Source organism: Herbaspirillum sp., from assembly GCF_035644555.1.
In the GTDB taxonomy this organism is placed as follows: Bacteria; Pseudomonadota; Gammaproteobacteria; order Burkholderiales; family Burkholderiaceae_D; genus Herbaspirillum.
This window is the reverse complement of sequence record NZ_DASQOH010000053.1, coordinates 20,711-47,199: the sequence shown is the minus strand read 5'-3', so window position 1 is coordinate 47,199 and position 26,489 is coordinate 20,711. Positions and strand designations below refer to the sequence as shown.

Below are 26,489 nucleotides of genomic sequence, written 5' to 3'. Positions count from 1 at the left end.
TCCGATTGCTTGCCAGTGACTTGTCTTTGCTTACCAGTTCCGGAAGCGCTTGGGCGGGTTGTACAGTCCGCCGGAGGCGCGCACCAGGTCTTTCATGTTCTTGGCCGCCAGCAGGTCGCGGGTGGCCAGGCGTTTGTCCACGCCCAGGTCTTCGGCGCGCCGGATGATGCCACGGTCGCGCAGGTTTTCCACCATCCGCTTGTCGCGTCCCATGCCCACGGCGGTATAGCCAGCCACGCCACGGATGGCCTGTTCGCGCTCTTCGTCGGTGCGGCACAAGAGCAGGTTGGCGATGCCCTCTTCGGTGAGGATGTGGGTGACGTCATCACCGTAGATCATCACCGGCGGGATGGGCATCCTGGCCTGCTCGCCCAGTTGCCAGGCGTCGAGCTTTTCGACGAAGGCCGGCTGCATGTGTTCGCGGAAGGTTTCCACCGTCTGCACCACCAGTTTCTGGCCACGCGGGATGGTATTGCGCCCGGCGCGGGCCTGCTGGCCGGCTTTGAGCCAGGCCTCGCTGGCATGACGACGTCCGCGCGCATCGGCGCCCATGTTGGGTGCGCCGCCGAAGCCGGCGATGCGCCCCAGGGTGGCCGTGGAGGAATTGCCCTGCAAGTCGATCTGCAGGGTGGAACCGATGAACATGTCGCAGCCGTAATGCCCGGCCGTCTGCGAGAAGGCGCGGTTGCTGCGCATGGAGCCGTCGGGGCCGACGAAGAACACATCGGGCCGGGCGCGGATGTAGTCTTCCATCCCCAGTTCGGAACCGAAGGAATGGATTGACTCCACAAACCCGGCTTCGATGGCGGGTATCAGCGCCGGGTGCGGGTTCAACGCCCAGTGTTTGCAGATCTTGCCGCGCAGGCCCAGCGATTCGGCATAGGTCGGCAGGATCAGTTCGATGGCGGCGGTATCGAAGCCGATGCCGTGGTTCAGGCGCTGCACGCCGTATTCGGCATAGATGCCCTTGATGGCCATCATCGCCATCAGGACCTGGATCTCGGAAATCTGCGCCGGGTCGCGAGTGAACAGCGGTTCGATGTAATGCGGCGTGGGCGCCTGGATGGCAAAGCCGACCCAGTCGGCCGGGATGTCCACGCGGGGCAGCACATCGACGATCTCGTTGACCTGGGCGATGACGATGCCGCTGGAAAAGGCCGTGGCCTCGGCGATGGCCGGCGTGTCTTCGGTATTGGGACCGGTATAGAGATTGCCGTGGCGGTCGGCCGCCTGCGCGGCCACCAGCGCCACGCGCGGCGTGAGGTCGGTGAAATAGCGGCCGAACAGTTCCAGGTAGGTATGGATGGCGCCGATGTTGAGCTTGCCGGCCGAGGCCAGCTTGGCCAGGCGGCCGGCCTGCGGGCCGGAGAAGGAAAAGTCCAGGCGGTCGGCGATACCCCGTTCGAACACGTCCAGGTGTTCCGGCAAGGCCAGCACCGAGAACAGCATGTGCAAGCCGTTCACCCGCGCCGGATCGAGTGCGGCCAGACCCTTGGCGAGGAAATCCGCCTGCTTCTGGTTGTTGCCCTCGACACAGACACGGTCACCGTTTTCCAGCACCGCATACAGCAGGTCGGCCAGTTTTTCCGCAGGGGCGATCTTGCCCTGCAACTGGCTTCCCAATGCGGCGGTGGCGCGTGCCAGCCGCTGTTCACGGTTCTTCTGGCGCGCATTCCACACGCGTTCGCTACTACTCATTTACTTGGCTCCCATCAACAGATCAGGCAATAAGGTCGCGATGCCCGGGAACATGCACAAGAGCAGGACCGCAAGGAACATCAGCGCCAGGAAAGGAATCGTACCCTTGATCACATCGCCCAAGGCGATGTCGGGTGCGATGTTCTTGATCACGAACAGATTCAGCCCCACCGGCGGGTGGATCAGGCCCATCTCCATGACCACGGTCATGACGATGCCGAACCAGATCAGGTCGAAGCCGGCGGCCTTCAGCGGCGGCAGGATGATGGGGGCGGTCATCAGGATGATCGACACCGGCGGCAGGAAGAAGCCCAGCACGATCACCATCCCCAGGATCACCGCCAGCAGCAACCACTTGGACAGGTGCAGATCGACCACCCACTGCGCGGCCGACTGGCTGATGTGCAGGTAGCTCATCACGTAGGAATACAGCAGCGACATGCCGATGATCAACAACAGCATGCCCGATTCCTTGATGGTGGAACTGAGAAAGGGTGCAATCTCGCGCGGCTTGTAGATGCGATAGACGATGGCGATCAGCACCAGCGCCAGCAGCGCACCCAGGCCGGCGGTTTCGGAGGGCGTGGCCAGGCCGCCATAGAGCGCCACCATCACACCGATCAGCAGGATCAGGAAAGGCAGCACGCGAGGCAGCATCTCCACCTTCTGCGCCAGCGTGAAATGCTCGTCATCCAGGTAGGCCGACTTGCAGCCACCGGCCGTATAGACCGCATGGGCCAGCTTGTACTCCTTGCGCGCCCGATAGACGGCATAACCGGCAAACAGGAACACCAGCAGCACGCCCGGGCCGATACCGGCCAGGAACAGCCGTCCCAGCGACTGCTCGGCCGCCACTGCGTACAGGATCATGGTGATCGAGGGCGGCAGCAGGATGCCCAGCGTACCGCCGGCAGCAATGATGCCGGCCGCAAACCCGGGCGAATAACCACGGCGACGCATTTCCGGGATACCGGCCGAACCGATCGCCGAGCAGGTCGCCGGCGAGGAACCGGCCATGGCCGCAAACAGCGCGCAGGCGAAGACGTTGGCGATACCCAGGCCACCCGGCACCTTGTTCAACCACGCATGGATGGCCGAATACAGGTCCTTGCCCGCCGGGGATTTGCCGATGGCCGCCCCCTTCAGGATGAACAGCGGAATGGACAGCAAGGTGATGGAAGCGATTTCCTCATAGACGTTCTGCGTGATGGTATCGAGCGAGGATGCCGGCATGAAGAAATACATGAAACCGGTCGCCACCACGCCCAGCGCGAAAGCGATCGGCATGCCCGAGCACATCACCAGGATGGTGACCACGCCATAGAGCACACCCAGGGTCAGCGGACTCATTGCGCACCTCCAACCTGCGCGGCAGGAACGGTGCCGGTAATGCGCACCAGCACCTGCACCAGCAGTTGCAGGGTCAGCATGCTCATGCCCAGTGCCATGAGCGAATACGGAATCCACAGTGGCGGAGCGAAGGTGGACGAGGTGGTCTGCCCTTCCACCCAGGCTTCATGGAACAGCGCCCACGACTTCCAGGTGAAGAAGGCGCAGAAGGCCAGCGACACCAGGTCGACGATGAACATGCGCACCTTGTTGGCCAAGGGCGAGAGCATGCCGGCCAGGGCCTCGATACCGATATGCCCGCGCAGCGACTGCACATAGGCCGAGCACAGGAAGATCACCCCCACCAGCATGAACACCGATGCCTCGTCCTGCCAGTCGGTGGGCTGGTGGAAGAAATAGCGCACCACCACCGAATAGGTGAGGATGCACGACGTCACCAGCAGCGCAATCATGCCCAGGAACACGGCCACCCGGTGGTAGCCCTGCAGGAAGGCCGCCAGCCAGGCCACCGGGGCGCTGGCGGGGACGGCCGGGCGCGCGGCGGCCGCGCCGGGCATCTCGAAACCGTGGCTCATACGGTCTTCTCCGCCAGGGCCAGCAGCTTGGCGCAGCTGGCATTGCGGCCGGCGAAGTCCTTCCAGGCGGTATTGCGGGCGATGTCCTGCCACTTCTTGACGACCTCGGCATTCAGATCGACCACCTTGGCGCCCGCCTTCTGGTACACCTGAGCCACGGCGATATCGTCAGCCTGGGCGGCCTTGGTGGCGAACTGTTCCATCTCCGCGCCCACGGTCATGATGACCGCCTGCTGGTCCTTGGGCAGCTTGTCGAAGACGGCCTTGGACATCATCAGCGGTTCGAACATGTACCAGTAGGCTTTGTCACGGCCGGTGGTGAGGGCCTTGGCGACCTCTTCCAGGCGGAACGACATGAAGGACGTCGAGGAGGTCATCGCCGCATCCATGGCCCCGGTCTGCATGGCGGCATAGATTTCGTTGGAAGGCAGCGTGACCACGGCGGCGCCGGCTTCCTTCAGGATCAGGTCCATCTCGCGGGAGCCGCCGCGCACCTTCATGCCCTTGGCATCGGCAGGATCGACGATGGGCTTGCCGCGCGAAGCCACGCCGCCGGCCTGCCAGATCCAGCTGACGATGACCACGCCCTTCTCGCCCAGCACCCGGGCCAGCTCCTTGCCGACTTCGGCATTCTTCCAGGAGGCCCCCTGCTGGTAGGAGGTCACCAGGCCGGGCATCAGGCCGATATTGGTTTCCGGGACTTCGCCACCGGCATAGTTCAGCGGCACCAGCGACATGTCCAGCGCGCCCTTGCGCATGGCCGAGAACTGCGCGTTGGTCTTCATCAGCGATGAACCGGGATAGATCTCGAACTTCAGCGCGCCCTTGGTACGCTCGCTGACCTGCTGGGCAAACATGCGCACCAGACGATCGCGGAAATCGCCCTCTGTAATGGTGCCACCGGGAAACTGATGTGAAATCTTCAGGCTGGCCGATTGCGCCCAGGCGGACGGGATGGTGCTGGCAAGCGGTGCGGCGGCGAGTGCGCCAAGGAATTGGCGGCGGGTGAATGCGTTCATGCGGGTGTCTCCTCCAGGATTGATGGAACTACGTGTGTTTTTATGCTCTCATTGTGTATACAATTTCGTTTCAAACGCATACATTGTCAAGCATTAATCCTGTGGATCGCATTCCCTTTACAATGCTTGCTTTAAAGGCAACTTGATCATGGACAGCCCCAAGACCCGCTCCGAAACCCTGCGCGAATCGATAGAAGAGATGATTGCCGTGGGCAAGCTGGCACCTGGCCAGCATCTCGATGAAACCTCGCTGGCCGAGGAATTCGGGGTCTCGCGCACGCCCATCCGCGAGGCGCTGATCCAGCTGGCCTCGATGGGCATCGTCGAGATGCGGCCGCGCCGGGGCGCCATCGTGGCCGAGATCGGCCCGCAGCAATTGATCGAGATGTTCGAGGTGATGGCCGAATTCGAGGCCATGTGCGGCCGCCTGGCGGCGCGCCGGATGACGCCGGCCGAACATGCCGAGCTGCTGGCGGCGCACCAGGCCTGCCAGGCGGCCCGCGACGCCAGCGATCCGGACGCCTACTTCTACCTCAACGAAGCCTTCCACGACCACATCTACGCCGGCAGCCACAACGGTTTCCTGGCCGACCAGGCGCGCGCCCTGCACCGCCGCCTGCGGCCCTATCGGCGCCTGCAGTTGCGGGTGCGGGACCGCCTGAAGATGTCCTTCGACGAACACCAGGCCGCAGTCGATGCCATCATCGCCGGCGATGCCGAGAAGACGGTGGAGGTCCTGCGCCACCACATCATGATCCAGGGACAACGCTTTGCCGATCTGGTGGCGTCGCTGCACCAGCTGAAGTCAGCGGCCTGACTGCCTTCCCGCTTTCTTGAGATGACAAACGGCGCCCTCATAGGCTGGCTGTGGGTGAGGCTGATTTATAGACTGCGTTCGCTGGTGAAGTGGCGTTCACTGCCATCGAGTGGATCAATGAAGAAAAGGGAGCGGGCCAGCAGCTTCAGGGGGCGGTCGAGGTCATCGGCCACGCCCACCGGCACCGCGTGCGGGTAGAACAGGTCGTTGACGATGGGGATGCCCAGCGACGCCATGTGCACCCGCAGCTGATGACGCCGGCCGGTGACCGGTTCCAGCCGGTACAGGCCCAGCTCCCCGCGCTGTTCGATCAGGGAAATATGGGTTTCCGAATTGGGCGGGCCCTCGGCTTCATGCATCTTGAAGAACTGCTCGGGGATTTCCTCCACCCGGCTGCGATGCACACGCGGCAGCTCCAGGTCGGGCCGCAAAGGGGCAATGGCTTCGTAGACCTTGAACATGGCGCGCTGCTGGAACATCGACTGGTACTTGCCGCGGCTGGCCGGCTGGTGCGAAAAGACGATCACGCCTGCGGTCTCCCGGTCCAGTCGGTGGATGGGGACCAGGTCCTGCAGACCGGTGGCTTGCTTGAGCCGCACCAGCAGCGTCTCCTGCACGAAGCGCCCGGTCGGGATCACCGGCAGGAAATGCGGCTTGTCGGCCACCAGCAGGTGCTCGTCGAGGTGCAGGATCTTTTCCTCGACCGGGATGCGCGACTCGCCCTGGGGCAGTTCGCGGTAATAGAAAATGCAGTCGCCGCTGCGATAGGCTGACTCTGGACGCAGCGCTTCGCCGTGCTGGTTGCGCACCTCGCCGCGTAACAGGCGCTCGCGCCAGAGCGCGGCCGGCACGGCCGGAAAGCGTTCGGCCAGGAAGGACAGCATGTCGCGCCACGGCCCCGGCTGCAGCCACAGGTAGCTGGGCGAGAGGCCGTTGCGCATGGGTAGGGTCGGAGTAGGCCTCATGCGCCCTCCCCGCCGGACGCACTCTTCTTGCGGGCGGCGCGCCGGCGCCAGGCGACGACGCTGGCATTGGCCTCCAGATGGGCCAGCAACCTGGCGCGCTGGGCCTCGGTCAAGGGCAGGCTGTCGATCAGGGCTGGCCAGTGCGTCATGGCGCGGCCCACCGTCTCCACCAGCACCGCCTGCAACCTGGCTTCCGGCAGGCGCCACAGGTTGGCCAGCTGGCGCAGGATGGCGGGGGTGAGCAATTGCTTGCCCTTCTGCCCCGGCAGGAAGGCCAGTGCGTGCCCATCGCCGCCGACATAGGCGGCATAGGCCACGATGTCATAGGCCGGCGACAGGGAGGCGGCCTGGGGCGTGTGGTAGAGCAGGCTGAAGTTCTTCAGGTGGGCGTCGAAGTTGCCCAGCAGTTCGTTGACCTTGATCCGTCGCAGCAACTCGTAGACATCCTCGACCCCGCGCGTGCTGCGCTCGGCCAGCACCACACCGAGGGCGGCATAGGTCCCGACGTACTTGGCGCCCGGTGCGGTGCCGGTAATCTGGGCGAAATCCTCCATGTGCAGGCGCTCGGTGGGAGTGGGCGCATCGCGGTCGAAGCGCTGTACCAGCAGGAAACGGCTGGCATCGTTGCGCAGCCCGAAGGGCAGGTGATCGGCGATGGCCGACAGGGGCTCCAGGCTGAAACTGCAGGTATTCACACCGGCCGCGGCGGCCAGCGTCAGGGACGAGAATTCCACCTGCGGCATGTTGGGATAGTCGGTGGCCGGCAGCTTGGCGATGAAATGGCTGCCGTGGCTGTCTTTGGAGCGCATCACGTAGCGCCCACCCGCCTCCTTCACCAGGGCCAGCTTGGGCTGCACGCCGGAGAGCGATTCCCCGCCCGGCACCGGCAACTGGCCGGAACTCATTTCGTAGCTGTCATGCCCCTGCCCCAAGAGCCTGCCCATTCCCCGCTCGTCCAGTTCTTCGGCCAAGGCTGAGACGTCGCCGGGCAAGTCCCGACCGCAATAGGCCAGCAGGCCGAATTCGTCATCCGGCGCCAGACCGGCGCGCTGGATCAGGTGCTTGCGCAACTGGCCTTCGGGCAAGAGGTTCTGGAAGAACGGCGGCAATCCGCCGCGCCCGTCACCCCGATTAACGGCCAGGGTGGGGTCGAGCAACTGAGCCAGGGTACGCTCCTCGGTGGAGGCCTGGTAGAGCTGGGAGAGTACCGGCCGCTGCGGTCCCAGCAGGGCGTAGGCATCATCGAAGCGGAAATAGCAGCGACCGTCATCCAGCGCGAACAGCGAGCCCACCTCAGTCTGGCCCAGGCGGATGCGCAACGAACGCAACATGCTCATGCCTCGCCTCCCCCGCCCATCAGTGCCTGCAGGCGCTGGCCCAGTTCGGTATGACTGCCCGCCCCCTGACTCTCGGCCGCCCGCTGGCTGGCCGCCTGACGGGGCAGGAGCAACAGGTCCAGGTCCAGCTCATCACACAGGGCCAGCAACTTGACCAGCTCGATGTTGCCGCGCCCGGTTTCCAGCGCCAGCAAGGTGTTGCGATGCATGCCGGTACGCGCCGCCAGTTCGATGGCCGTCAGCCCCTGCTCCTTGCGGGCGGTGCGGATGCGCTGGCCGATGTCTTGCAGGTTGGTCATCTTTTAACCCAATAAAATAGGCTTTATTCCATAAGTCCATTATATTGGTCACGCGATAAATGACAAGACTATTTAATTATACTTTTTACTTATTGCCTAATTTATTGTGATTTTTTGACGAAATGAAGTGGCTTTCAGCGCTGGCCACTCCGCCCGGGCTCGGAGCGGGGAGATATAGCGCCACACTTACCTCAAGTGAAGCATCAGGCAGGCCAAAAAAATCGCAGCCCGGAGACTGCGATTTTCAAAAGTCTGTAAAAGCACTCAGGCGGTGGTATTGACGTTGCGGCCAATGTTGGGATTGGCCGGCAACTGCGGCAATGCCTGGAGCATACCGACAGCTGCGGCCGCCTGGCTGTCCAGCGCCTTCTTCAGGACCAGCATGTTGACTGAGTCCGAAGTCTGCGCCGAGGCCAGGCTGGTGGCCACCGATGCGATTTGGTTGATATCCATGTATCTCTCCTTTTGGGGGAAACCGAACCAGAAAATCTCGGGCCCGGTGCTTCAATTACGGCATTGAATCGTGTTTCTTTACGTCAATCAAGAATTTTTTTACAGGTGTTGTCATCTCTGCCACGCAAAAAAATCGCACCCCGAGGGGTGCGATCAAGTGATGCCATTCGCTGAGCGCCATCCGGCGCCCTGTCTGGCTAGACGATGGTGTTGATGATGCGGCCGATATTGATATTGGCCGGTAGGCGCGCCACGGTCGTGGCTGCACCGATCACATCATCCACCGCCGTCTTGGCGACCTTGCCAAGATCAATGCCGACGGACTGCGCCGCCTTGTCGGCCAGCCAGGCCGTTGCTGCGCCGCTGGCGAGCGTTGCTAGCTCCATATGAAACTCCTTGTGTGAACTGCAACGGGGCCATGACGCGGCCTGCCCGTCCGTGTTTCCAGATTCCCCCCTGCACGGCGGTACAGGCTTTACGTCATGGGTGAATGTGTTAGCGGCAGCCGGGCAGCGTCCCTTGACGGTGATTACCCCTTCCTTACCCGCTTTTGCACTTGTAAACCGGGTAGCGAAGCCATTCAGTTGGGCGCAGCCGGGGGCGGAGCGGGAGTGGTCACCACGGGGGCCAGTTGTTCATAGACCGAACTGGCAATGCGCGAGAGTTCCGGGCGGGCGAGACTGCCCGAGAGGGCGTAGCCGAACTGGCCGTCGATCCAGTAGAAGACGTTGACGCGGCCTTCCTGGGCGAAACGGAAGCCCGTCTCGTGGTTCTGCACCTGGTCGTGCGAGACATACAGGGTGAGCCGCTGACCGGCCGCATCCTGGTACATGAACTGTGCCACCGGCCCGCTCTGGCCGGGCAACAAGCGACCGCCGATCAGGTCATAGCCCAGCGGGGCCAGCTTGGGCGCGCGCACATTGGCGCCCAGCCGGCGCGACAGCCAGGTCACCAGGGCCTGCTCCTGGTCGGCGCCGACCTCCACCGGGCGCCGCAGGTCGGCGCTGAAGACGGTATGGGCCACTGCAGCCTGGCGTGCCAGCATCACCGGGGCGGAGGCCACGAGAGTGCGCGCATTGCCGCCGGCACTCAGGTCACGCAGGTACCAGCCGCCCAGGCCACCGGCCAGGGTCAACAGCAGCATGGCGGCGTAGCGCCACCAGAGCGCGCTATTGGCGGCGTTGGACGCTGCACCGTGATCACGACGGCGATATTCTTCGCCGCCTGCCAGCACCGCAGCAGCCAGGCGCGGGGGTAGTGCCTCTTCCAGCACCGGGTCGTAGTGCGCATGCAAGGCGCGATTCTGGGCGCGCCAGGCACGCACCTGCTGCAACTCCGCGGCGTGGGCCGGGTCCTGCTCCAGCCAGGCGGCGATTTCGCCGGCGCGCGATGCCGGCAACTGGCCGTCGGCATAGGCATGCAGCTCTTCTTCGGAAATTGCCGGGGTCTTCATTTCACCACCTTCAGGGTCGAGCCGGCGCTACCCAGCGCACCCAGGCCACCTGCCCCGTCCATCGCGTGGCGCAGGCGCTCGCGGGCGCGTGACAGGCGCGACATGACGGTACCGGTCGGTATGCCCAGGGTCACTGCGACATCCTCGTAACGCATTTCTTCCAGCACCACCAGCAACAGGACTTCACGCTGTTCGGCCGGCAGCGCCTGCAGGGCCGCTTCCAGGTCCAGCGCCAGCCCCTGGTCGGTAGCCGGAGCGGGGGCCGCGATGGTCTCGGCTTGCTCCAGTTCCAGTTCCACTGTATTGAGCACCGGCTTGCGGCGCTGGTCGGCATGCAGGTTGTGCATGATGGCGAACAGCCAGGGACGCATGTCGGCGCCGCGCTTCCAGCTGTCGCGCTTTTGCCAGGCGCGTTCCAGCGTGTCCTGCACCAGATCGTCGGCGCCCTCGCGTTCACCGGTCAGGGCGCGGGCGTAGCGGCGCAGGCGCGGCAGGCAGGCGAGCATGGCTTGCTCGTCGGCCTGTCGTTCGCGCTGTTGCCGTTCCAGCCTGGCCTTGCGTCCGAACATGGGGCGCTCCCGATGCCTGATGCCTCAGATCAGGGCTTGACCACGTGCCAGATGTCCTTGAAGTTGTCGCCGGTGCGCTCACCGGGTTTCTTGTCGGCTTCATACAGGTACAGCGGCTTGCCCTGATAGGCCAGCTGGGCGCTGCCGTCGTCGCGCGTCACGGTGGAATACGGTGCAGCGGGCATGCCCATGGGTGCCACCGGCGGCCACAGCTTGGCGCACGGGCCATTGCAGACGCTCTTGCCGCTGTTGGCGGTGTCCTTGTCGAAGGTATAGACGGTCATGCCGTTGGCATCGACCAGGATGCCGTCCATGGTCTTGACGCCAGCGCTCTGGGCGGAGGCGGTCAGGGATGCCGAGGCGCAGGCCAGGGCCAGCAGGGAGGTCGCAAGCAGTCTCATGTCATTTCCTTTTCTTGGTGGGGTTACAGGTTACGGGTTACGCGTTATGCCATACCCATGCCGACGTATACGAGGCCGGCCCCTGCATTATTCCCGTCCCTGCAAAAAATATTTTTACCTGAGCCGTACCGCGCCGCACCCTCAGCGGCTGACGGTCTCGCGTTGCATCGGTGCCAGCAGGGCCAGCAGCCGGTTCTGGGTGTGCGAGGGGATGCCGTTGGCGTCCATGGCCAGTTGCAGGTCTTCCACCAGGGCATTGAAGTCGGCGTTGCTGAGCTTGAGGCCCTGGTGCACTTCGCGCATGGGGTCACCCGTGTAGATGCAGCCACCGCCGCTCAACTGGCAGAACTGTTCCACCAGCTTCTGCTTGACGCGCTCGATATTGGACTCGGCAAACGTATGCTTGATGCGCCGATCGGCCAGCATGTTGGCCATGAAGTCATCCACCACCTTCTGCAGCACCGGCAAGCCGCCCAGGGCGCGGTAGAGGCTGTCGTCCGGCGGCGTCTGCGCCCGGGCCGCGCCCATTGTGGCGGCCAGGGCCAGGGCGGCGGCGACGCGCGCTATCTGCTGTCTCATCATGGCTGCTCCTCGCGATCAGAATCCGGCTTGCAGCGACAGATAGGCGCCGCGCTGCCGCTTGGGGTTGTAGACGGTGATGTCGCCCAGCGCCACGTAGGCCAGGGTCACCGAAAGGTTCTTGCCGGGGAACCAGGCCAGGAAGGCATCGTAGTAATCCTTTTCATGGTCGGCCGCGAGGTTGCGCGGCTTCATGCGATATTCCACGCCCAGCGCCAGCTTACGATTGATCAGGTAGGCCGCCGAGAACTCGCCCATGGGCTGGTAGCGGTCGCCCAGGTCACCGCCGAAGCCGAGCAGACCCATCTGGTTGGCCTTGGTCAGGCGCAGTGTGCCATTGAGCAGCAGGCTCTGGTCCAGCAGGATCTTGGTGGCAGAGAGATAGTAGTCGATGCCGGCATCACTGGCCGCGCCCAGTTGCCTGACGCTGGTCACCGCGCCCAGGCCGCCGATGCCATTGTTGCGCTTGAACATGACCCCGGCCGCCAGCTGCGGCAGCCAGCGATCCTGGTCGTAGACGGCGTCACCGGCCAGCTTGAGCTTGATGCCCACGATATCCTGGCTGATCTTGAGGTCGGCCAGCGGGGCCAGGCTGCCATACAGTTCCTGCTTGTTCAGCGACAGCTCGACCCGGTCCATGATGCCTACGGCCACGCCATAGGATCTCAGGGTGTAATCCTGGGTCGAGAGATAGGTGTAGTGGGCATTGGCGCCGTAGCTGTCGCGGGTACCGTAGCCGGTGATCAGCGCCCAGGGCGTGAGTCCGCCGCCACCGGCGCCTTCGACCTGGATCACGCCGCCGGTGGCGAGGAGCTTGCCCAGGTCGGGCATCCAGCGCCGGCCCTCGTCCGCGTCCGCAGCCGAGGTGGGAGCTGCGGCGGCAGCAGCGGCGGCGCGCATGGCCTGGGCCGCCTTCTGCTGCCGGCCCAGGACCCAGGCCTCGCGCTCGGCATCGCTCATCTGCGCCAGTACCGGCGTGGCCAGCGTGGCCAGCAGCGCCAGCGCGCCGCCCCTGATGGTGTTGTTCATACTGCTTCCCCCTGCCCGTCTTTTCTGCTCGTCATCGTTGCCGCCCGACCCGCGCCGACACTCATACCGCCATGTTTTCGGACTGGTCCACGATCTCCGGCGCACGCCAGTGTTGCAGCCATTCCAGGAAACGCTCGACCGGCATGGGCTTGCCCATGAAATAGCCCTGTCCCTGGTCGCAGCCCATCTGCCGCAACAGGAACCAGACTTCCTGGCTCTCCACCCCTTCGGCCACCACCCGCAGTCCCAGGTTATGGCCCAGGTCGATGGTGGAGCGCACGATCTTGGCATCGTCCTGGTCCTGCGCCATCTTCATCACGAACGACTTGTCGATCTTCAGCTCGCGTACCGGCAGGCGCTTGAGATAGGCCAGCGAGGAATAGCCCGTACCGAAATCATCGATGCTCAGGGCAAAGCCCATGGCTGCGAGGCGGTCCAGGGTGTTCTGGGCGCGCGCCGGATCGTCCATGATGGCGCTTTCAGTGATTTCCAGACATAGCGCGGCCGGCGTGAGCCCATGGCGCTCCAGGATGGCGCCGAAGGTGGCCGGCAGTTCCTGGTCCAGCAGATCGCGGGTGGACAGGTTGACCGAAAACTTGAGCCGGATGTCGTTGCGGCGCAATTCAGCCGACAGGGCGGCGACCTTTTCCATCATCCACGTGGTCAGCATGCGGATGAAGCCGGTGGTCTCGGCGAAGGGAATGAAGTTATCCGGGCCGATGAAGCCTTTTTCCGGATGCATCCAGCGCACCAGCGCCTCGGCCCCGAACACCTCGCCGGAGGCCAGGTTCAGCTTGGGTTGCAGGTACAGCATGAATTCATCGCGTTCCAGGGCGCGTCGCAGTTCGGAGAGTAGCGACAGGCTTTCCTGGCTGCTGCGATCAATGGCCGGGTCGTAGACCACCACACCGCTCCCCTTGCGCTTGGCGGTGTACATTGCCACTTCGACACGACTGAGCAGCACGTCGCTGCTGTGGCCGTGGTCCGGATAGCCGGCGATGCCGATGCCGGCGCCCAGGTCCACGGTCTGCTCCTGCAGCGACAGCGGCTGCTCCAACGCGCGCAGGATGTGCGCGGCCTGCGCCAGGGCCCCTTCCAGGTCCGCCTGCGGCAACAGCACGGCAAACTCGTCGCCGCCCAGTCGTGCCACCTTGGCATCCGGGTACAGCAATTGCTCCGACAGCCGCAACGCCACCTGGCGCAACAGGTCATCACCGAAGTGGTGTCCCAGCACGTCGTTGACCTGCTGGAAGCGGTCCAGGTCCATCATCAGGATGTGGCAACTGCCGCCCCTCTTTTCGGCTGCCGCCATGGCCTCGCGCAGCAGGTCGGCAAACTGCACCCGGTTGGGCAGGCCGGTCAACTGGTCCTGGTAAGCCAGCCGGCTGATCTTCAGTTCGCGCTTGGCCATCTCGCCCCGCATGGTTTCGAAAGCCGCACCCAGGCGGCCGATCTCGTCCTGGCGCCGGATGTACAGGCCCTCGCTGTAGTCGCCCGCCCCCAGGCGCTTGGCCACACCGGCCAGATCGCGCAGCGGACTGGTGATGCGCCTGGCCATCACGGCGCTGGCCACGGCCGCTCCCAGCACGCCCAGCACCGTAATGCTGAGCAGGATCAGCTGCAGACGCCGGTAAGGCGCCACCGCTTCGCTGACCGAACGCTGCAGCACCGCCACCGCCTCCTGGCCGTTGCTGGCGTGGGCCAGCGGCAGCAGGCGGGCGCGGTACTGGTTACCATCGATCTGCAGATCGGCGGGCCCGGCGGTGCGTCCGTCGCCGACCTCGCGGACCAGCATCCGTGCCTGTGGCTGCGGCAGGGTCGAGACATCGGCCGACCAATCGGACCTGCCGCGTTGCCGGACCAGGATGGATACCTGCAGTTGCGACAGCGCGCGCATGTCATTGACCAGTTCGCGATCCACCGGGAAGCCCATCACCACCCAGGCGATGGTGACCGGCGCCTTGATCGGCACGGCCACGATCTGGAACAGGTTGTCGCCCACCACCGCGCTCTCGGCGGCACCATTGGCGTTGTCCTTGTCGGCCTTGCGCACCAGCTCCAGGCTGCTGCGCTGCAGGTCGGTGTCGGGATATTCCTGGGTGGAGGCACGGATATGGCCATCGGTGCCGATCAGCATGGCCATGGATGCACCGATGCGCGCCCCGTGGTTGGCCAGCACCGAGCCGATGGTGTCATGGTCGTCGGTGCCAATGGCTTGGCGGAAGCCGAAGTCGGACGCCAGCAGCCTGGCGCCCTGCGTCAGCTTCTGGGCGTTCTGGTCCAGCAGGCGCGTGAAGACGCGCTCGCCGATCACCAGTTCATCGCTGATAGCGCTGCGCGCATTGCGGTCGATGGCGGTACGGATCGCCACGAATCCGGCCAGTTGCACCACCACGATGAGGATGATGAACAACGCGACGATCTTGCTTTCCAGACGGTAGAGACGCACTCTTGCCCCGTTTCCTTGCTTGTCGTGGAGGACACCGCGCTACAGCGGCACCGCCTTGACGTTGAGTTTGATGGTGGCGCGGCCCTCGCCCTGCACTTCCAGCGGCTGCTGCACCGCCGCCTGGTTCGGGCCCATGGTGAAGTACCAGGCCTTGAGCGTGTAGCGGCCATTGCCCAGGCCATCCAGCTGGACCGTGCCACGGTGATCGGTCACGCCGAAATGCGGGGTATTGACCACCTGCACATAGGCCACCATCTCGTCATGGATATTGCATCCCAGCACCACGGTACCGGCCTTGTCGAACACCACCGGGCTGCCCGGTACGCCGGAATACAGCTTCAGCTCGAAGGTCTTGGCCGGCGAAAACGAATAGACGTGATGCCGTACATTGTCGTGATTGGGAAACAGGATGGGCGTACCGGTCTGCACCACCGTCACCAGGGGAATGAAGGTCTTGTTTTTCTGCTCGATCTCGATCTGGCGCGGCGCCTTGGCCGGCGCGGCCGCGCCGCCGACTGGCTCGGCATACACCACGGCGTTGGGCACCACTTGCCCGGCACTGTCCAGTACCTGCACCGCGACCCCCGCGTGGGCCTCCACGGCGCAGACCGCACTGCCCCACAATGTGAGCGCCCTGACGATGGCCGCAGCCCGGCGACGCATGTTCTTTTTATGCATATCCCTGTGATAGAAGAATGGTGGAGCCGGAAGCCCGCCGGACCAGCCACTTTTGTGGCCCGACCGGGCAGTTTCCCCCCTTCACCCGGCACTATACGGAAGCCCCTCAACATTCATATAGGGAAGTTTCTGAATTGCCACAAGGAAATATCTCGCGCGGCCGGTCGGCCTCCATCCCTCTGCCTGTCGTGCCAGCACCCTGCGTGTGCCTCCAGGCTATCGATTATGCCTGTGAATCAGCGCGCGCAGAGGTCAGGTAACCGATCACGGCCGGCAGAATTTCCGGCCGTACGCTACCGGGCGAGAGACCGCCGGGGCCGGTCAGGACCACGGCGTTGATCAGCGCCTTGAGCATGCGCTGCAGGACGAAGGTCGCCACGTCCAGATCGGGCGGCGTGATGCTGCTGCGATGCTTTTCCAGCACGCGCCGGATGGCGTCGAAGAAGCGCTGACGGATCTCGCTCGATACCGGCAGATTGTAGGCCGGGAATTCTTCTTCCAGGATGCGGTTCAGTTCCGGCTCCAGCAGGTGCGCCGCCACCAGGGCACCGACCAACTTGTCGAAATCCTCATGCAGGCTGCCGGCGGCATCGATGTGCGCCACCACGTCCTCGAACAGCGCCAGCATGCGCGAGACATGACGTTCGCGCAGCGCGAAGATGAGTGCGTCCTTGTTGGGAAAATACTGGTACAGCGAGCCCACGCTGATACCGGCCGATTCGGCCACGAGATTGGTGTTGGTCTTGGCATAGCCACGCTCGACCAGCACACGCGACATGGCATCGAGAATGGTGTCGACCATCGCCCGCGAACGCGCCTGGCGTGGTTCTTTTCTGGGTTGCAGTTTCATTGGCAGCTTTGGTAAGGAATTCGCCCGCCCCCGACGCGAATTCACAACATGAGTGATTGTTCGTATATCCAAGTATAATACGGAAAATGAGTTTTTACTCGCCCCGCCCCCGGATGGTACTCGTAAATCCAGGCGAGCGCTTGGCGCCGGATCGAACCGGCGCACCAGCATCCCATGCGTGTGGCCTGCTGCACAGGCATCAGCGGGTCGCAAAACTCACAAAAGAACTCGTATCGCCAAATACCTCTTCGTGGAGAATTCTATGAAACGCATCACGTCGCCCGGGCTACGGCCACGGGCGATCGCCACTCGTGTCGTGGCGACCGCCCTGCTGGGCGCGCTCGGTTTGTCAGGTTGTGCCAGCTTCGAAGGCATCGGCAGTGACAAGCAGCTCGCCCAGGCCCGCGATTTCGCGACCCAGCGCAGTCTGTCGGATCCCAATCCCGGCGCGCCCGACGGCCAGTGGCCGGGGAGCGACTGGGTGCGCCAGTTCGGCGACGCCCAGTTGACCGCCCTGATCGAAGAAGCCCTGGCTGCCAGCCCCAGCCTGCAGCAGGCGCGTGCCCGCATCGGCGCGGCCACAGCCCTGGCCGAATCGCGCGGCGCGCCGCTGCTGCCCAGCGTGGATGCGCAGGCCTCGTTCACGCGCAACCAGTTCTCCAGCACCTCGATCTACCCGCCGCCGTATGGCGGCAACTGGTATAACGAAAAGAAGGCCGGCCTCAACGTCGGCTATGAGCTCGACCTGTGGAACAAGAACCAGGCCGCCCTGGAACAGGCCATCTCCAGCGAGAAAGCCGCCCAGGCCAGCGAACAGGAAGCGCGCCTGGCCCTGACCGCCTCCATCGTCTCGGTCTACAGCCAGCTGGCGGCGCAGTATGCGCTGCACGACATCCTGCAGCGCACGGTCGATCAGCGTACTTCCCTGGAAAAGATCACCGCCGATCGCGTGCGCACCGGCCTGGATAGCCAGATCGAGCGCAACCAGTCGCGCAGCAGCAGCGCCGAGGCACGCGCCCAGCTGGAACAGAGCGAAGGCCAGATCATCCTGCTGCGCCAGCAACTGGGCGCCCTGAGCGGCAAGGGGCCGGACCGCGGCCTGCAACTGGCACCGCCCTCCCTGCAGAACCTGGCCACGCCCGGCCTGCCGGCGGACCTGCCGCTGAACCTCATGGGTCGCCGTCCCGACATCGTGGCCGCACGCTGGCAGGTGGAAGCCGCCAGCCAGGGCATCACCGTGGCCAAGGCGCGCTTCTACCCGGATATCAATCTCTCGGCGATGATCGGCTTCGACAGCCTGATCGACAGCAACCCCTTCACGGCCGCCAGCAAGAGCATCGCCTTTGGACCGGCCATCTCGCTGCCGATCTTCGAGGGCGGCGCGCTCCGGGCCGGACTCAAGGGCGAATACGCCAACTACGAGCTGGCCGTGGCGACCTACAACAAGGCGCTCAACGATGCCTATGCCGACGTGGCACGCCAGATCGCGGCGATCCACTCGACCGAGCGCCAACTGCCGATTCGCGACGAGGCCCTGCAAGCAGCCGAACGCGCCTACCAGCTGGCACGCGAGCGTTATCGACTGGGACTGGTCTCGCAACTGACGCTGCTGTCGGCCGAGACCGCCGTGCTGGGTCAACGCCAGTCCATGGTGGCGCTGCAGGCGCAGCGCCGCGAACAGCAGGTGGCGCTGTACAAGGCGCTGGGTGGCGGTTTCGACGCCCAGCAGGCCGGGCTGGCCTATGGTCAGCCGCAACAGCCGTCGCAGCAGCAACGCTGAAGCAGGCCCGCCACAGATCTGCATGACATCCCGACATTGAATCCAGCCTGGTGGCCGGTCTCTCCACTGATCCGCCGACCACCGGGACGGCGTGCCGCAACAGCGACGCGCCGATTGACCGCCTACAAAAAGATAGAACGGAGTCCTCCATGAGTGACAGCACCACCCAAAACAATGCGCCAGCCAACGGCAATGGAAATGAAAATGGAAACGGCAATGGCAAGCGCAAACGCCAGTTGATTTTGCTGACCCTGCTGCTGCTGGTGATCGCGGTTGCCTGCTTCCTGTACTGGTTCCTGCATGCACGCTTCTTCGAAGAAACCGACGACGCCTATGTCGGCGGCAATGTGGTGCAGATTTCCGCCCAGGTGGGCGGCACCGTAGTGGCCGTGAAGGCCGACGATACCCAGATCGTCAAGGCCGGCCAGCCGCTGGTGGCGCTGGACGCCGCCGACACCAGGCTGGCACTGGATCAGGCCCAGGCTGCACTGGCGCAGGCGGTGCGCCAGACGCGCCAGCTGTTCCTCAACAACGATACCCTGGCCGCCAACGTCGCCGCCGCCGACTCCAACCTGGCCCGCGCTCGCGAAGACCTGCAACGCCGCCAGGCCGGCCTGGCTTCCGGCGCGGTCTCGCAGGAAGACGTCTCGCACGCCCGTGACGCCGTCAAGAGTGCCAGCGCCGCCCTGGACCAGGCACGCGCCGCCGCCGCCGCCAACCGTGCCCTGACCGACCACACCAGCGTCACCGAGCACCCCAACGTGCTGCAGGCCGCCACCGCCGTGCGCAATGCCTACCTGAACTACGCCCGCGTCAATATCGTGGCGCCGGTCTCGGGCTTCGTCTCCAAGCGTTCGGTGCAAGTCGGCCAGCGCATCGCCGCCGGCAACCCGCTGATGGCCATCGTGCCGCTGGAACAGATCTGGATCGACGCCAACTTCAAGGAAAGCCAGTTGCAGCACATCCGCATCGGCCAGCCGGTGGAAGTGATCGCCGACGTCTATGGCTCCAGCGTCAAGTACAAGGGCACCGTGATCGGTTTCTCGGCCGGCACCGGCGGCGCCTTCTCGCTGCTGCCTGCGCAGAACGCCACCGGCAACTGGATCAAGGTGGTGCAGCGCGTGCCGGTGCGCATCGCGCTGGACCCGGAACAGGTGCGCGCCCATCCGCTGCGCATCGGCCTGTCCACTACGGCCACCGTCGATATCCACGGCGACGGCCGCGCGCTGGAAGCGGTGCCGACCAATTACCAGACCGATGTCTATGACGACCTGGGCAAGCAGGCCGACAGCATCGTCGAGCGCATCATCAGCGACAACGCAAGTGGTTTGCCGCAAGCCCGCAAGAGCAAGGCTGCGGCCACGCCGGCTGCCGTCCCGCATACCTGAGACCATGCCGCTGCAATCACTGGACAATGACGGAGCCCCATGGCCAACAGCCCTACTCCCCCAAAACCCTACACGCCACCGCCACCGCTGACCGGCGCCAACCTGGTGCTGGGCACCCTGTCGGTGTCGCTGGCGGTGTTCATGAACGTGCTGGACTCGTCCATCGCCAACGTCGCCATTCCGACCATCTCGGGCAACCTGGGCGTGTCGGTCGATGAAGGCACCTGGGTCATCACCTCCTTCGCGGCCGCCAATGCCATCTCGATCCCCTTGACCGGCTGGCTCACCCAGCGGCTGGGCGCGGTGCGCCTGTTCGTCACCTCGGTGCTGCTGTTCGTGGTGGCGTCCTGGCTGTGCGGACTGGCGCCCACGCTGCCCATCCTGCTAGCCGCCCGCGTGCTGCAAGGCCTGGTGGCCGGCCCCATGGTGCCGCTGTCGCAATCGCTGCTGCTGGGGGCCTACCCCAAGTCGCGGGCCTCGTTCGCCCTGGCGCTATGGGGCATGACTGCCGTGGTGGCGCCGGTGGCCGGGCCGGCGCTGGGCGGCTGGATCACCGACAGCTATACCTGGCCCTGGATCTTCTACATCAACATCCCGGTGGGCCTGATCGCGGCCGGCATCACGCTGGCCATCTACCGCTCGCGCGAAACGCCCACCCACAAGCTGCCCATCGACAGGATCGGGCTGGCACTGCTGGTGACCTGGGTGGCGGCCTTCCAGATCATGCTGGACAAGGGCAAGGATCTGGACTGGTTCGCCTCGCCCACCATCGTCACGCTGGGCATCATTGCCCTGGTGGCGTTTGCCTACTTCGTGGTGTGGGAACTCAACAATGACCACCCGGTGGTGGACCTGCGCCTGTTCGGCCGGCGCAATTTCGCCGGCGGCACCATTGCCATTTCGATCGGCTATGGCGTGTTCTTCGGCAACCTGGTGATCCTGCCGCAGTGGCTGCAGCAATACCTGGGCTACCGCTCCATCGATTCGGGACTGTCGACCGCACCGATCGGGATTTTCGCGGTGATCCTGATGCCGCTGATCGGGCGCTTCCTGCCGCTGGTGGATGCGCGCAAGGTGGCCACGGCGTCCTTCATCGGCTTTGCCATCGTGTTCTGGCTGCGCTCGCGCTACAACCTGCAGGTGGACCAGATGACGGTGATCCTGCCCACGCTGCTGCAGGGCATCCCGACGGCCATGTTCTTCGTGCCGCTGACGGTGCTGCTGCTGTCGGGCCTGCCACCCGAACGCATCCCGGCGGCCGCCGGCCTGTCGTCCTTCGTGCGGGTGTTCTGTGGTGCGGTCGGCACCTCGATCTCCACCACCGCCTGGAACAACCGCAGCATCATGCACCACGCGCAGCTGACCGAGCATGCCACGCCCTACAGCCCCTGGCTGCAGGAAACGCTCAACAACATCAGCAGCACCCTGGGCCTGAATGCCGAGCAGAGCGCCGCCATGCTGGAGCGGACCATCACCTTCCAGGCCGCCATGCTGGGCATCAACGACATCTTCTTTGTGTCGGCTGTGATTTTCCTGGTGATCATCCCGCTGATCTGGATCATCAAGCCATCCAAGGGCGGTGCCGGCGCGGCCGAAGCTTCGGCGGCGCACTAGGGCCTAGGGCCTGTTCACACTCAATCTGCGAGATGCGTTGGCCCCAGAAGGCGTGGTGGCAAGGCGCGCGTCAGGGCTGGTGGTGGTGCCACCAGCCCTGACGTGCAACGCCGCCAGCGCGCCTTCTGGCGCCAACCCTCCGGGAGAGGCCGCCAAGCGTCGCCTGCCGTTGTTGCAGCTCCTTGCCGTAGCACCACTACGGCGCGTCGCTGCGCCTAGGCAGACAACGCTTGGCGACCTCTCGCACTCGTAGATTGAGTGTGAACAGGCCCTGGCCCGGCTACCGCAGCCGGGCCAGCCCATGCTGCAGGCGGATGATGTCGATCAGCTTGCGCAAGGCCGGATGGGCATGACGCCGGCTGCTGTAGTACATGTGGAAGGGCTCGCTGGGTGCAGCCCATTCAGGCAGCAGCACTTCCAGCGCCCCCTCTTCGATGTCCTTTCTGATCCTGGCCTCCAGCAGATAGGCAATACCGACCCCGGCCCGGGCGGCGGCGATGGTGGCCGCCGTATTGTTGATCGTCACCAGGCCCGGCACGCGGATGCGCTGCTGGTGCTTGCCACGGCCGAACTCCCACTTGTAGCTGGAATTGTCCCCCAGCAGCAGTTGCAGGCAGTTATGCTGCGCCAGGTCCTCCAGCGTCTGCGGACGGCCGCAGCGCTGCAGATAGTCCGGCGAGGCCGCCGCCACCCAGCGGTGGGCGCGCGTCAAGGGCGCCGTCACCATGCCTTCCGGCACGTAGTGTCCGTAGCGGATGCCAGCGTCATAGCCTTCGCTGACGATGTCGATGGGCCGGTCATCCACCACCACGGTGAGCTTGACCTTGGGGCATTGCCGGACGAACTCGGGGATGGCCGGCTCGATCAGCAGATGCGCGGCATCGGCAAAGACATTGATGCGCAACTCCCCCAGGCTGCCCGCCGCTGCGCTTTCCAGCACACCCAGCGCAGCACCGATCTTCTCGAAACCCTCCTCCAGGCGCAGCGCCAGTTCGCTGCCGGCCGCCGTCGGCGAGACCGCCCGGCTGGAGCGGTACAGCAGGCGGGTGGACAGCCGCTCCTCCAGCCGCTTCATGGCATGGCTGGTGGCCGAAGGGGTCAGGCCCAGCTGGATGGCAGCGGCCTTGAAACTGCCGGTCCGCAAGATCGTGACAAATACCCGCAAATCCGAAAAATCCACATGATCCAGCAAGGACATGAATGAACTCCATTCACTTCATGAATTAATGATGTGCATGTTAAACCATCCTCCCGCTGCCGTGACGCAGGGTATAAATACGGTTTCACCGCCCGCAGGCGCCCGCACGGGCCGGACAACACCCACGCAAAGGATGAGCAACATGAAATCAAGAACGTTTGGCCGCACCGGTGCGGAAGTATCGGAGATCGGATTCGGCGCCTGGGCCATCGGCGGCTCCTGGGGCGACGTCTCCAGCCAGGACGCCAAGGCGGCCCTGCATGCGGCGCTGGACAGCGGCGTCACGTTCATCGATACCGCCGACGTCTATGGCGATGGCCGCTCCGAGCAACTGATCGCCCAGGTCCTCAAGGAACGTGGTGGCCAGCGCCCCTTCGTCGCCACCAAGGCCGGCCGCCGCCTGTCGCCCCATGTCGCCAGCGGCTACACGCGCGAGAACCTGGGCGCCTTCGTCGAGCGCTCGCTGCGCAACCTGGAGGTGGAATGCCTGGATCTGGTGCAGCTGCACTGCCCGCCGCCGGAGGTCTATTACCAGCAGGAAGTCTTCGGCTACCTGGATGACCTGGTCAGTGCCGGCAAGATCGCCCACTACGGCGTTTCGGTGGAGAAGGTGGAAGAAGGCCTGAAGGCCATCGAATACCCGAACGTGAAATCGATCCAGATCATCTTCAACATCTTCCGCCAGCGTCCGCTGTCGCTGTTCCTGGATGAGGCGCAGCGCCGCGACATCGCCGTCATCGCCCGGGTGCCGCTGGCTTCGGGCCTCCTGACCGGCAAGATGTCGGCGCAGACCACCTTTGCCGCCGATGACCACCGCCACTTCAATCGCCATGGCGAAGCCTTCGATGTCGGCGAGACCTTCTCCGGCGTACCGTACGAAGTTGCGCTGGCGGCCGTCGAGAAGATTCGCGCGCTGGTGCCGGAAGGCGTATCGATGGCGCAGTTCGCGCTGCGCTGGATTCTCATGGAAAGCGGCATCAGCACCGTCATCCCCGGCGCGCGCAATGTCCAGCAGGCGCAATCCAACAGCGCCGCCAGCGGACTGCCGCCGATCCAGGCCGACGTGATGCAGGCGCTGTGGCAGCTTTATCTGGATGACATCGCGCCCTACGTGCATCACCGCTGGTAAGCTTTGACCCCTGCCCGTCACCCCCCTACAAGAACATAAGGACAACATGACACCCATCAAACTCGCCATCGCCGGCGTCGGCAAGATCGTCTATGACCAGCACGCCCCGGCCATCGCCGGCAACCCGGATTTCCAGCTGGTCGCCACGGCCAGCCGCAACCACAGCATCGACGGCGTGACCGCCTTCAAGACCATGGCCGAGATGCTGGATTCCGGCACGCAGATCGATGCCATCTCGCTGTGCATGCCACCGCAGTATCGCTATGAAGCGGCCCACCAGGCGCTACTCGCCGGCAAGCACGTGTTCCTGGAAAAGCCGCCCGGCGCCACGCTGTCGGAAGTCGAATCGCTCAAGGCGCTGGCGGCCGAACAGGGCGTGACGCTCTTCGCCAGTTGGCACTCGCGCCATGCACCGGCGGTGCAGGTGCTCAAGCGCCACCTGGAGCAACACGCACCGCGCCGGGTCGAAGTGATCTGGCGCGAAGACGTCCGCCACTGGCACCCCGACCAGGAATGGATCTGGCAACCGGGCGGTCTGGGCGTGTTCGATCCGGGCATCAATGCCTTGTCCATCGTTACCGAGATCCTGCCGCAGCCTATGTTCCTCAAACAGGCCACGCTGGAAGTGCCGGCCAACCGCCAGACCCCGATCGCCGCGCGACTGGCCTTCACCGATGCCCTGGCTACGGATGTGCAAGCCGACTTCGACTGGCGCCAGACCGGCGAGCAGACCTGGGATATCGTGATCGACACCGCGAGCACGCATCTGCATCTCAAGAAGGGTGGGCATGAATTATGGATCGACCAGGCGCCGAGCGAGCTGCCGGTGGAAGGTGAATATCCTTCGCTGTACGCCCATTTCTGCCAACTGATCCGGAACAAGTCCTCGGATGTGGACGTGGCACCGCTGCGCCATGTGGCCGATGCCTTCATGCTGGGGGAGCATGTGGTGACGGATGCGTTTGTCTAAAATGGCCCTCTTGGCTTGACCTCATTGCTAACGCAGCACCGACGGCCCTGATTGGGCCGTTTTTTTTTCGTCTGCCGCCCGGCGGTTACGCAATCAAAAAAACAAATCCCGGGAGGAACGAGCCGCAGATCCCTTCCTACAAATCGTCGTTTAGCGATGGGACTATTTGACGGCACGGATTATTTTCTTCGCTTTTCGGAATGGAGAAAATCATGGCAAACGCCATCATTTGCAAGGGCGACTCGACGTCGCACGGCGGTACCGTTTTGGAGGGATTCGCGACACTCAATGTGCTCGGCAAGAACGCAGCCGGCGTAGGCCATATGGTCTTATGCCCAAAGTGCAAGGGCAGTTTCCCGATCGTTCAAGGCGCCGAGAACGTCAGCTACCTCGGCAAACCCGTCGCTGTGGAGGGCATGAAGACATCGTGCGGCGCCGAACTGCAAGCGAGCCAGTCAAGCGTTCGAATCGGTACCGGCAGCAGAGCAGCCACCGCTCAGAAATCGCCACACGAATCTCGCGACGAGATCACCGAACACTGGTACAGCTTGGAGGGGGAAGATGGCACTCCAATCGAAGGCTATCGCTTTGACGTGTATCAAAACGAGAAACTCATGGCACATCAGGCCAGTTTCTCAGAAGGAAGAAGCACAGTCTTTACCGGCGAAAATTCAAGCATGGTGCTATGGCTAGCCAAAGAAGGGGGGCAGCCATGAACGAAAAGACGACAGAAACAAACCAGAAACCCATCGATCCAGAGGTCCGACTTCTAGCCGCTATTGCTTATGGGGAATCATCTACCCAGAACAACGCCGATGAGATGTATGCGCTTGCCAGCATTCTAAAAAGACAACGGGATGCGCGACGCTATTCGTCAATGGCTGAATTTGTTCGTGGAGAGTCGAGTTTCAGTTATGTCGTAAGTGACGGGAACCCGCGATTTCAGAAATTCAAAGGTGCCACGGATGCACAGGTTCTGATAGATCCGGCGATGAAGATTGCGGTCGCAGCGGCGGAGAATGCGCTAGCGAATGGTCCAGACAGATCAAACGGCGCATGGTTCTGGGACGGAGCGGATATCAAAAAGAACTATGAAACACACTTCAAGGTGAAGAATGGCATCCGATTTACTCACTCCTCACACAACATCTACTCCCTCAAGGAATCCTCGAAGTTGGTCATAAAATACAAGACAACCAAAAAAACTGTAGACGGGAAGTCCACCATTCAAAAGGAAGAAATCTACCGGTACGACCATATTTATCAATCGACCGCAGCCCACGGAGGAACAATTTTTTGGAAGCAAAATCCCGATTATCTGAAATACACAAAGGCAAAGGAACATAAGTGAGGCTGCTTCTATTCTCACTCTCTCTGCTCTCGATTCCAGATCCCGTCTCAGCTGCCGCCGTTCCGTCGGAAAACCTCATCAAGAGTTGCCTCCATGCGAAGGCGCTGCCACCTATTTCGCAACTAGAAATCGAAACGACCGAGATTTTCTTTCAGCCCGATTATCGGCCCGGTTATTCGACCGAGTACGTCGTCTTTCGCGGCAAGGAAGTGGGTTACGCCACCTCCCGGCGCGGCGGAGCAATCCTGTATGACGGAAGACTTCACCTTATCCGAAGGGCCACCACGTTGGCGCTAACCAGGTCCAGGCAGAAACCGGAAGTCCGTCTTGAGCTGGCGGGCTGGTCTCTGATACGAGAGGGCCGGGACGAGTATCTCTGCGTAGTTGATCATTTCGATGGACTCGGACGTAGCGGAAGCTTCCAGAAGGTCAGATATGCCTACTTGCTGAACACGCGGAAGAACGGAGGACTCTTCTTCGTCGATGGTCTGGTGGACTGAAATTCACCCTTGCCCAGCCAGACCCTCATCGACATTTG

27 protein-coding genes are annotated in these 26,489 nt (G+C 63.7%); 9 read left to right on the top strand and 18 right to left on the bottom strand.

Annotated elements, in window-relative coordinates:
- Positions 1 to 30: 30 nt before the first annotated feature.
- The 4 genes from mdcA to dctP are packed head-to-tail and all read right to left on the bottom strand — an operon-like array spanning position 31 to position 4,642.
- Complete coding sequence (gene mdcA / locus VE092_RS15200; protein WP_006463963.1) at positions 31 to 1,698, bottom strand: malonate decarboxylase subunit alpha; 1,668 nt, start codon at positions 1,696 to 1,698, stop codon at positions 31 to 33.
- Complete coding sequence (locus tag VE092_RS15195) at positions 1,699 to 3,048, bottom strand: TRAP transporter large permease (RefSeq protein WP_324878118.1); 1,350 nt, start codon at positions 3,046 to 3,048, stop codon at positions 1,699 to 1,701. It lies immediately after the preceding gene.
- The gene (locus VE092_RS15190) at positions 3,045 to 3,623 is read right to left on the bottom strand and encodes a TRAP transporter small permease (RefSeq protein ID WP_324878116.1); all 579 of its coding nucleotides are present in this window, start codon (positions 3,621 to 3,623) and stop codon (positions 3,045 to 3,047) included. Before VE092_RS15190 ends, VE092_RS15195 begins: the two co-directional genes overlap by 4 nt.
- Positions 3,620 to 4,642, bottom strand: coding sequence for a TRAP transporter substrate-binding protein DctP (gene dctP / locus VE092_RS15185; RefSeq protein ID WP_324878114.1), 1,023 nt, complete (start codon positions 4,640 to 4,642; stop codon positions 3,620 to 3,622). Before dctP ends, VE092_RS15190 begins: the two co-directional genes overlap by 4 nt.
- 148 nt (positions 4,643 to 4,790) lie before the next feature.
- Here dctP and VE092_RS15180 point away from each other — a divergent pair, with 148 nt between their 5' ends.
- A complete protein-coding gene (locus VE092_RS15180; RefSeq protein WP_324878112.1) occupies positions 4,791 to 5,459 on the top strand; it encodes a GntR family transcriptional regulator in 669 nt (222 codons plus the stop codon).
- 65 nt (positions 5,460 to 5,524) lie between these two features.
- On the opposite strand, the gene VE092_RS15175 is transcribed toward VE092_RS15180, so the two are convergent.
- The 13 genes from VE092_RS15175 to VE092_RS15115 all read right to left on the bottom strand — a co-directional run bounded on the left by VE092_RS15175 (position 5,525) and on the right by VE092_RS15115 (position 16,521).
- Entirely contained in the window at positions 5,525 to 6,424 is a 900-nt protein-coding gene (locus VE092_RS15175) for a pseudouridine synthase (protein ID WP_324878110.1), read from the bottom strand.
- The gene (locus tag VE092_RS15170; protein WP_324878108.1) at positions 6,421 to 7,761 is read right to left on the bottom strand and encodes a type II toxin-antitoxin system HipA family toxin; all 1,341 of its coding nucleotides are present in this window, start codon (positions 7,759 to 7,761) and stop codon (positions 6,421 to 6,423) included. The genes VE092_RS15175 and VE092_RS15170 overlap by 4 nt, the downstream gene beginning before the upstream one ends.
- Positions 7,758 to 8,060, bottom strand: coding sequence for a helix-turn-helix transcriptional regulator (locus tag VE092_RS15165; RefSeq protein WP_324878106.1), 303 nt, complete (start codon positions 8,058 to 8,060; stop codon positions 7,758 to 7,760). The genes VE092_RS15170 and VE092_RS15165 overlap by 4 nt, the downstream gene beginning before the upstream one ends.
- A gap of 264 nt (positions 8,061 to 8,324) precedes the next feature.
- Complete coding sequence (locus tag VE092_RS15160) at positions 8,325 to 8,513, bottom strand: YjfB family protein (protein ID WP_006463972.1); 189 nt, start codon at positions 8,511 to 8,513, stop codon at positions 8,325 to 8,327.
- Between the two features lie 197 nt (positions 8,514 to 8,710).
- Complete coding sequence (locus VE092_RS15155) at positions 8,711 to 8,899, bottom strand: hypothetical protein (protein WP_006463975.1); 189 nt, start codon at positions 8,897 to 8,899, stop codon at positions 8,711 to 8,713.
- A 194-nt stretch (positions 8,900 to 9,093) separates the two neighbouring features.
- Positions 9,094 to 9,966, bottom strand: coding sequence for an anti-sigma factor (locus VE092_RS15150; RefSeq protein ID WP_324878102.1), 873 nt, complete (start codon positions 9,964 to 9,966; stop codon positions 9,094 to 9,096).
- Positions 9,963 to 10,535 (bottom strand): RNA polymerase sigma factor, encoded by a 573-nt coding sequence (locus VE092_RS15145; protein ID WP_324878100.1) that lies wholly within the window; start codon positions 10,533 to 10,535, stop codon positions 9,963 to 9,965. The genes VE092_RS15150 and VE092_RS15145 overlap by 4 nt, the downstream gene beginning before the upstream one ends.
- Positions 10,536 to 10,564: 29 nt before the next feature.
- Entirely contained in the window at positions 10,565 to 10,936 is a 372-nt protein-coding gene (locus VE092_RS15140; protein ID WP_324878098.1) for a hypothetical protein, read from the bottom strand.
- Positions 10,937 to 11,077: 141 nt separating this feature from the next.
- Positions 11,078 to 11,515 carry a group I truncated hemoglobin gene (locus VE092_RS15135; RefSeq protein WP_414653502.1) on the bottom strand — a complete coding sequence of 146 codons (438 nt, stop codon included), beginning with the start codon at positions 11,513 to 11,515 and terminating at the stop codon, positions 11,078 to 11,080.
- Positions 11,516 to 11,533: 18 nt separating this feature from the next.
- The gene (locus tag VE092_RS15130; protein WP_324878094.1) at positions 11,534 to 12,544 is read right to left on the bottom strand and encodes a DUF3034 family protein; all 1,011 of its coding nucleotides are present in this window, start codon (positions 12,542 to 12,544) and stop codon (positions 11,534 to 11,536) included.
- Between the two features lie 61 nt (positions 12,545 to 12,605).
- The gene (locus VE092_RS15125) at positions 12,606 to 14,993 is read right to left on the bottom strand and encodes a putative bifunctional diguanylate cyclase/phosphodiesterase (protein WP_324878092.1); all 2,388 of its coding nucleotides are present in this window, start codon (positions 14,991 to 14,993) and stop codon (positions 12,606 to 12,608) included.
- Between the two features lie 39 nt (positions 14,994 to 15,032).
- Positions 15,033 to 15,656, bottom strand: coding sequence for a methylamine utilization protein (locus VE092_RS15120; RefSeq protein ID WP_324878090.1), 624 nt, complete (start codon positions 15,654 to 15,656; stop codon positions 15,033 to 15,035).
- Between the two features lie 238 nt (positions 15,657 to 15,894).
- The gene (locus tag VE092_RS15115) at positions 15,895 to 16,521 is read right to left on the bottom strand and encodes a TetR/AcrR family transcriptional regulator (RefSeq protein ID WP_324878088.1); all 627 of its coding nucleotides are present in this window, start codon (positions 16,519 to 16,521) and stop codon (positions 15,895 to 15,897) included.
- Positions 16,522 to 16,783: 262 nt separating this feature from the next.
- On the opposite strand from VE092_RS15115, the gene VE092_RS15110 reads away from it, so the two are divergent.
- From VE092_RS15110 to VE092_RS15100, 3 genes are all read left to right on the top strand, one after another.
- Complete coding sequence (locus VE092_RS15110; protein WP_324878086.1) at positions 16,784 to 18,301, top strand: efflux transporter outer membrane subunit; 1,518 nt, start codon at positions 16,784 to 16,786, stop codon at positions 18,299 to 18,301.
- A gap of 149 nt (positions 18,302 to 18,450) precedes the next feature.
- The gene (locus VE092_RS15105) at positions 18,451 to 19,689 is read left to right on the top strand and encodes an HlyD family efflux transporter periplasmic adaptor subunit (protein WP_324878084.1); all 1,239 of its coding nucleotides are present in this window, start codon (positions 18,451 to 18,453) and stop codon (positions 19,687 to 19,689) included.
- 39 nt (positions 19,690 to 19,728) lie between these two features.
- The gene (locus VE092_RS15100) at positions 19,729 to 21,303 is read left to right on the top strand and encodes a DHA2 family efflux MFS transporter permease subunit (RefSeq protein ID WP_324878082.1); all 1,575 of its coding nucleotides are present in this window, start codon (positions 19,729 to 19,731) and stop codon (positions 21,301 to 21,303) included.
- Positions 21,304 to 21,583: 280 nt separating this feature from the next.
- Here VE092_RS15100 and VE092_RS15095 read toward each other — a convergent pair whose 3' ends face one another.
- Positions 21,584 to 22,501, bottom strand: a complete 918-nt coding sequence (locus tag VE092_RS15095; protein ID WP_102662094.1) for a LysR family transcriptional regulator — start codon at positions 22,499 to 22,501, stop codon at positions 21,584 to 21,586.
- Between the two features lie 142 nt (positions 22,502 to 22,643).
- Between VE092_RS15095 and VE092_RS15090 the strand changes: the two genes are divergently transcribed.
- From VE092_RS15090 to VE092_RS15070, 5 genes are all read left to right on the top strand, one after another.
- On the top strand, positions 22,644 to 23,630 hold the full coding sequence (locus VE092_RS15090; RefSeq protein WP_324878079.1) for an aldo/keto reductase: 987 nt from the start codon (positions 22,644 to 22,646) through the stop codon (positions 23,628 to 23,630).
- 46 nt (positions 23,631 to 23,676) lie between these two features.
- Positions 23,677 to 24,600: a Gfo/Idh/MocA family oxidoreductase gene (locus tag VE092_RS15085; RefSeq protein ID WP_324878077.1), complete on the top strand. Its 924-nt coding sequence runs from the start codon at positions 23,677 to 23,679 to the stop codon at positions 24,598 to 24,600.
- A 212-nt stretch (positions 24,601 to 24,812) separates the two neighbouring features.
- On the top strand, positions 24,813 to 25,316 hold the full coding sequence (locus tag VE092_RS15080; RefSeq protein ID WP_324878075.1) for a PAAR domain-containing protein: 504 nt from the start codon (positions 24,813 to 24,815) through the stop codon (positions 25,314 to 25,316).
- Positions 25,313 to 25,951, top strand: coding sequence for a hypothetical protein (locus VE092_RS15075; protein ID WP_324878073.1), 639 nt, complete (start codon positions 25,313 to 25,315; stop codon positions 25,949 to 25,951). Before VE092_RS15080 ends, VE092_RS15075 begins: the two co-directional genes overlap by 4 nt.
- Positions 25,948 to 26,451, top strand: a complete 504-nt coding sequence (locus tag VE092_RS15070; RefSeq protein WP_324878071.1) for a hypothetical protein — start codon at positions 25,948 to 25,950, stop codon at positions 26,449 to 26,451. Before VE092_RS15075 ends, VE092_RS15070 begins: the two co-directional genes overlap by 4 nt.
- The last annotated feature ends 38 nt before the right edge of the window (positions 26,452 to 26,489 follow it).

Excerpts from the sequence above, each read along its gene's own strand:
- mdcA (WP_006463963.1), bottom strand. The coding sequence starts at position 1,698 with ATGAGTAGTAGCGAACGCGTGTGGAATGCGCGCCAGAAGAACCGTGAA.
- VE092_RS15195 (WP_324878118.1), bottom strand. The coding sequence starts at position 3,048 with ATGAGTCCGCTGACCCTGGGTGTGCTCTATGGCGTGGTCACCATCCTG.
- VE092_RS15190 (WP_324878116.1), bottom strand. The coding sequence starts at position 3,623 with ATGAGCCACGGTTTCGAGATGCCCGGCGCGGCCGCCGCGCGCCCGGCC.
- dctP (WP_324878114.1), bottom strand. The coding sequence starts at position 4,642 with ATGAACGCATTCACCCGCCGCCAATTCCTTGGCGCACTCGCCGCCGCA.
- VE092_RS15180 (WP_324878112.1), top strand. The coding sequence starts at position 4,791 with ATGGACAGCCCCAAGACCCGCTCCGAAACCCTGCGCGAATCGATAGAA.
- VE092_RS15175 (WP_324878110.1), bottom strand. The coding sequence starts at position 6,424 with ATGAGGCCTACTCCGACCCTACCCATGCGCAACGGCCTCTCGCCCAGC.
- VE092_RS15170 (WP_324878108.1), bottom strand. The coding sequence starts at position 7,761 with ATGAGCATGTTGCGTTCGTTGCGCATCCGCCTGGGCCAGACTGAGGTG.
- VE092_RS15165 (WP_324878106.1), bottom strand. The coding sequence starts at position 8,060 with ATGACCAACCTGCAAGACATCGGCCAGCGCATCCGCACCGCCCGCAAG.
- VE092_RS15160 (WP_006463972.1), bottom strand. The coding sequence starts at position 8,513 with ATGGATATCAACCAAATCGCATCGGTGGCCACCAGCCTGGCCTCGGCG.
- VE092_RS15155 (WP_006463975.1), bottom strand. The coding sequence starts at position 8,899 with ATGGAGCTAGCAACGCTCGCCAGCGGCGCAGCAACGGCCTGGCTGGCC.
- VE092_RS15150 (WP_324878102.1), bottom strand. The coding sequence starts at position 9,966 with ATGAAGACCCCGGCAATTTCCGAAGAAGAGCTGCATGCCTATGCCGAC.
- VE092_RS15145 (WP_324878100.1), bottom strand. The coding sequence starts at position 10,535 with ATGTTCGGACGCAAGGCCAGGCTGGAACGGCAACAGCGCGAACGACAG.
- VE092_RS15140 (WP_324878098.1), bottom strand. The coding sequence starts at position 10,936 with ATGAGACTGCTTGCGACCTCCCTGCTGGCCCTGGCCTGCGCCTCGGCA.
- VE092_RS15135 (WP_414653502.1), bottom strand. The coding sequence starts at position 11,515 with ATGAGACAGCAGATAGCGCGCGTCGCCGCCGCCCTGGCCCTGGCCGCC.
- VE092_RS15130 (WP_324878094.1), bottom strand. The coding sequence starts at position 12,544 with ATGAACAACACCATCAGGGGCGGCGCGCTGGCGCTGCTGGCCACGCTG.
- VE092_RS15120 (WP_324878090.1), bottom strand. The coding sequence starts at position 15,656 with ATGCGTCGCCGGGCTGCGGCCATCGTCAGGGCGCTCACATTGTGGGGC.
- VE092_RS15115 (WP_324878088.1), bottom strand. The coding sequence starts at position 16,521 with ATGAAACTGCAACCCAGAAAAGAACCACGCCAGGCGCGTTCGCGGGCG.
- VE092_RS15110 (WP_324878086.1), top strand. The coding sequence starts at position 16,784 with ATGAAACGCATCACGTCGCCCGGGCTACGGCCACGGGCGATCGCCACT.
- VE092_RS15105 (WP_324878084.1), top strand. The coding sequence starts at position 18,451 with ATGAGTGACAGCACCACCCAAAACAATGCGCCAGCCAACGGCAATGGA.
- VE092_RS15100 (WP_324878082.1), top strand. The coding sequence starts at position 19,729 with ATGGCCAACAGCCCTACTCCCCCAAAACCCTACACGCCACCGCCACCG.
- VE092_RS15095 (WP_102662094.1), bottom strand. The coding sequence starts at position 22,501 with ATGTCCTTGCTGGATCATGTGGATTTTTCGGATTTGCGGGTATTTGTC.
- VE092_RS15090 (WP_324878079.1), top strand. The coding sequence starts at position 22,644 with ATGAAATCAAGAACGTTTGGCCGCACCGGTGCGGAAGTATCGGAGATC.
- VE092_RS15085 (WP_324878077.1), top strand. The coding sequence starts at position 23,677 with ATGACACCCATCAAACTCGCCATCGCCGGCGTCGGCAAGATCGTCTAT.
- VE092_RS15080 (WP_324878075.1), top strand. The coding sequence starts at position 24,813 with ATGGCAAACGCCATCATTTGCAAGGGCGACTCGACGTCGCACGGCGGT.
- VE092_RS15075 (WP_324878073.1), top strand. The coding sequence starts at position 25,313 with ATGAACGAAAAGACGACAGAAACAAACCAGAAACCCATCGATCCAGAG.